Origin of the sequence: Nocardia sienata NBRC 100364, assembly GCF_001613205.1 — a bacterium.
Classification (GTDB): Bacteria; Actinomycetota; Actinomycetes; order Mycobacteriales; family Mycobacteriaceae; genus Nocardia; species Nocardia sienata.
The window spans coordinates 1-4,970 of sequence record NZ_BDBX01000104.1 but is presented as its reverse complement, the minus strand read 5'-3'; the positions used below and the strand labels follow the sequence as shown (position 1 = coordinate 4,970).

Below are 4,970 nucleotides of genomic sequence, written 5' to 3'. Positions count from 1 at the left end.
GCGACCACCGCATACATACCGACCACGAGATCCAGCGACCGGGAAACCAGCAACCCGACAAGGGTTTCCGGCCCGACACCCTGGGCGATCAGGTGACGCGCGAGCCGGTTCACCCGGCCCGCGAACTCGCCATAGGACAGACTCGTCCCCTCGAACGAGATCGCCACTCGATCCGGGTGCGCGGCAGCAGCCGCGTTGAACCGGTCCAGCAACAGTCCGGCCGGCAGCGCATGCGCGGTCGCGTTCCACTCCGCCAACACCCGGGTGCGCTCGACCGGCGCCAAAATCTCCAGATCACCGACAGCGGTCCCCGGCGCCTCGACGACCTCGCGCAGCAACCGCGCGAACCGATCCGCGAAGCCTTCCACCGTCGCGTGATCGAACAGATCTCGGGAGTACGAAAGCTCGGCGAGCATACCGGCGTCGGAATCTTCGCCCATGCCACGGAGATTGAGCGAGAGATCGAACTTTTCCAGGCCTGTCTCGAAATCGACCGGAGCCACCCGAAGGTCCGGCAATTCGAAGTGGCGGTCCGGCAGGTTCTCGAAGGACAACGCGACCTGGAAGATCGGATGCCGCGCCTGCGAACGTGCCGGATTCAGCACCTCCACCAGACGTTCGAAGGGCACATCCGCGTGCGCGAACGCCTGCAGATCGGTATTGCGGACCTCGGCCAGCAGTTCGGCGAAAGTCATCCCGCTGCGGATCCGGGTTCGCAGCACCAGGGTGTTGACGAACATGCCGACCAGGTTCTCCAGCGCGGCGTCACCACGGCCTGCCACCGGGGTACCGACAGCGATATCGGATTCCCCGGTCATTCTCGCCAGCAAGACGGCCAGCGCGCTGTGCACGACCATGAACGGCGAAGCATTGTGCCGACGGCCCAGTTCTACCACCCGGCGCCGGAGCTCCGGGCCGATCACGAAGGAATGGACGCCACCCTGGAAGGAGGACACCGCCGGTCGCGGCCGGTCGGCGGGCAATACCAGTTCGTCGGGCAGCCCGGCCAGTTCCTGTTTCCAGTACCGGACCTGACCGGAGATCAGCGAATCCGGATCGTCCTCCGAACCCAGCACTTCGCGCTGCCACAACGCGTAGTCCGCATATTGCACCGGAAGGTTCACCCACGCCGGGGGCTCCCAGCTGATGCGGGCCGCGTAAGCGGCCATCACGTCTCGGGCCAACGGCCCCATCGACCATCCATCGGCGGAGATGTGGTGGACCACCATACCGAGGACGTATTCGGTCTCGTCGATCTCGAAGAGCCGGGCGTGCAGCGGCACCTCGACGGTGACGTCGAAGGCCATCGTCGCCAGATCGATCAGATGATCGATCAGCTTGTCCTCGCGGATCCGGAACGGAGTCAGATCCGGAACCACCTGGGCGGCGTCCAGGATCACCTGGACGGGTGCGCGGCCGGTATCCGGGAACACGGTCCGCAGGGATTCGTGCCGGTCGATCACGTCGATGAAGGCCACCTGCAGGGCGGCCACGTCGAGGTCACCGGACATCCGGATCGCGATCGGGATGTTGTTGACCGCCGATTCGGTGTCGTACCGGTTGAGGAACCACATCCGCTGCTGCGCCAGCGACAGCGGAATCTCCTCCTGCCGACTGCGCGCCACCAGCGCCTGACGCGCCCCCTCACCGACATGCGACTCGATCCGCGTGGCCAGCGCCATGACCGTCGAGGCCTCGAACAGGGTACGCACCGGGACACGGGTATCGAGCGCGGCGCCGAGCCGCGCGGCGACCTGGGTCGCGATCAGCGAGTTACCGCCCAGCTCGAAGAAATCGTCGTCGATACCGACCCGTTCGACGCCGAGCACCTCGGCGAAGATCCCGGCCACGATCTCCTCGATAGGGGTGACCGGGGCCCGGAAGGTATGCGACTGGAACTGCGGCGCCGGCAGCGCCCGGCGATCCAGTTTCCCGGCCGGGGTCAGCGGGATCTCGTCGAGCACCATGATCGACGAGGGCACCATGTAGGCGGGTAGCCGCTCCTGGACGTGCGCCGCCAGCTCGGAGGTATCGACCGACTCTCCGGGTGCGGCGACGACATAGGACACCAGCGACATCGCGCCGGAGACATTCTCGTGCCCGACCGTGACCGCGAAGTCGACGGTGTCGTACGAGGTGAGCGCGGAATCGATCTCACCGAGCTCGATCCGGAACCCGCGCACCTTCACCTGGAAGTCATTGCGGCCCACGTATTCCACGACCAGCGAGCCGGCCCGGTCACGCCGCCAGCGCACCACGTCGCCGGTGCGGTACAGCCGGGCGCCGGGCTCGCCGTACGGGTCGGCGACGAATCGACCGGCGGTCAGCGCGGGCCGGGCGTGGTAGCCACGGGCCAGCTGGATACCGCCGACATACAGTTCTCCGGTGACACCCTCCGGGACCGGGTTCAACCGTCCGTCCAGCACCAACGCCCGCATACCGCGCACCGGACCACCGATGGTGACCGGGTCGCCGGGGCGCAGGCGTTCACTGATGTTGGTGGCGACGGTGGCCTCGGTGGGGCCGTAGGCATTGAACAGGGAGCGGTCCGAGGTCGCCGCCCAGCGGGCGGCCAGTTCCGGCTGGACCGCCTCGCCGCCGGTGATGACGACACGTACGTCCGACATCGCGTCGAGATCGAGTGAGGCGAGCACCGACGGGGTCAGGAAGGCGTGGGTGACCCCCGTGGTCTCGATGAGGTCGGCCAGTTCCGCACCGCCGAACATCATCTGCGGCACGATGACCAGGGCGCCGCCGGCGCCGACGGCCAGCAGCAGTTCGAGTATCGAGGCGTCGAACGACGGGGAGGCGAAGGCCAGTGCCCGGGTGGACGAGTCCAGGCCGAAACGCTGTACCTGTTCGGTGCTGAAGTTGTGCAGACCCGCGTGGGTGACCGCGACGCCCTTCGGTACACCGGTCGATCCCGAGGTGTAGATCATGTACGCCGTATTCGCGGTACGCAGCGGTGCGCGCCGATCGGCGTCGGTGATCGGCGCCGCCGAACTGGCCATGATCTCGGCGGCGAATTCCGGATCGTCCAGGTCGATCCAGCCGCCGGCCAACTCGGGCAGATCGGGAAGTTCGGCTTCTTCGGTAATACCCAGGGCCACGCCGGAATCGGTGACCATATGGGTGATCCGGTCGGCCGGATAGGTGGGGTCGATGGGTACCAGGACGGCACCGGATTTGGCGATGGCCCACAGGACCAGCTGGTAACGCCACGAGCGGCTCAGCGCCAGGGCGATCGTGAGCTCCGGACCGGCGCCCCGCTCGATGAGGACCCGGGCCAGCTGGTTGGACGCGGTGTCGAGTTCGGCGTAGGTGTGGGACTCGTAGTCGGCGATCACCGCGATCCCGTCGGGATCGGTGTGCGCCGCGGCACTCAGTAGCTCCGGCAGTGTCCGAGGTGTCTCGGCCGGGCCGCCGCTGCGGGTGGTGAGCTCGGCACGCTCGGCATCATCCATGATCTCGATCCGCTCGAGCCGGGTCTGCGGCTCGGTGACGATCACGGACAGCAGGCGCTGCCAGCGCGTCACGAACGATCGGACGGTGGACTCGTCGAACAGATCGGTGGCATAGGAGAGCACCAGATCCATACCGGTCGGCTCACCGTGGGTACCGCGCTTCTCGGTGACTGTCCAGACCAGGTCGAATTTGGCGATATCGAGTTCGATCTCGGCCGCGCTGACCGAGAGTCCGGGGATCTCCAGGGCAGCGTGCGAGAGCTCCTGGAACGAGAGCATCACCTGCACCAGCGGATGCGCGGCCTGTGAACGCGACGGGTTCACCAGTTCCGCGATCCGTTCGAACGGCACATCCGCGTTGGCGAACGCCGCGAGGTCCCGTTTACGGGTATCGGCCAGCAACTCGGTGAACGTCTGTGCGCCGTCCACCTCAGAGCGCAACACGAGGGTGTTGACGAACATACCGATCAGGTCGTCGAGGGCGGCCTCACCGCGACCGGCGACCGGTGTGCCCACACCGATATCGGTGCTGCCCGACAGCCGGGCCAGCAGCACCGCCAGCGACGCGTGCAACACCATGAACAGGGTGGCGCCCTGTTCCCGGGCCAGGGCGTCCAGCCGAGCGTGCATCCCGGCATCGATATCGAGCGAAACCCGAGCGCCGCGGAAACTCTGCATCGGGGGCCGCGGCCGGTCGGTGGGCAGTCCCAACTGGTCGGGCAGGCCCGCCAGCTGTTCCCGGTGAAAGGCGATCTGGCGGGCGGCGATGGATTCGGGATCCGATTCCGCACCGAGCATCTCGCGCTGCCAGATGCTGTAGTCCAGGTACTGCACCGGAAGGGGTGGCAGTTCCGGGACCGAGCCTGCCGCCCGCGCCAGATACGCGGCCGCGAATTCGCGCGACAACGGTCCCATCGACCAGCCGTCGGCGGCGATATGGTGCAGCACGAAGGCGACGGCGTACTCCGGGTTGCCGTTGGCGCGACCACCCGAAACCTCGTAAACCCGCCAGCGGAACGGCAGTTCGTGGGTCACATCGAAACCGATGGCCGCGAATTCGGCCAGCGCGGCCGGCAGATCCTGCACATCGATCGACTCGACCGGAGTGTCCGTATCGAGCTCCTCGATCGGCAACACCAGCTGGTAGCCGCCGTCCTCGGATTCGGGGTAGATGGTCCGCAGCGACTGCTGGCGTGCCATGACATCGTGTAGAGCGGCCCGCAGCGCCGTCAGGTCCACACGGCCGTGCATACGGATCACGAACGGCACGTTGTAGGCCGGGATCGTGGGATCGAACTGGTTGATGTACCAGAGGCGTTGCTGGGCAAGCGAAAGCGGCACCCGCTCCACGACCTCACCCGTCGGCAGCACCTGCCTGGGCCGCGGTTGCGGTTCCAGCGGCAGCCGGGTGGCCTCCTCATGATGGGCATCGACGCGCACCGCCAATGCCGCCACCGTCGGTGCCTCGAACAGCATCCGCACCGGCACAGTCGTGTTGAGCATCTT

1 protein-coding gene is annotated in these 4,970 nt (G+C 67.0%); it reads right to left on the bottom strand.

All coding sequences use genetic code 11. The features are described from left to right. Positions 1-4,970: non-ribosomal peptide synthetase (locus NS4_RS30895; RefSeq protein ID WP_169811842.1), on the bottom strand; the 4,970-nt coding region annotated here is incomplete at both ends.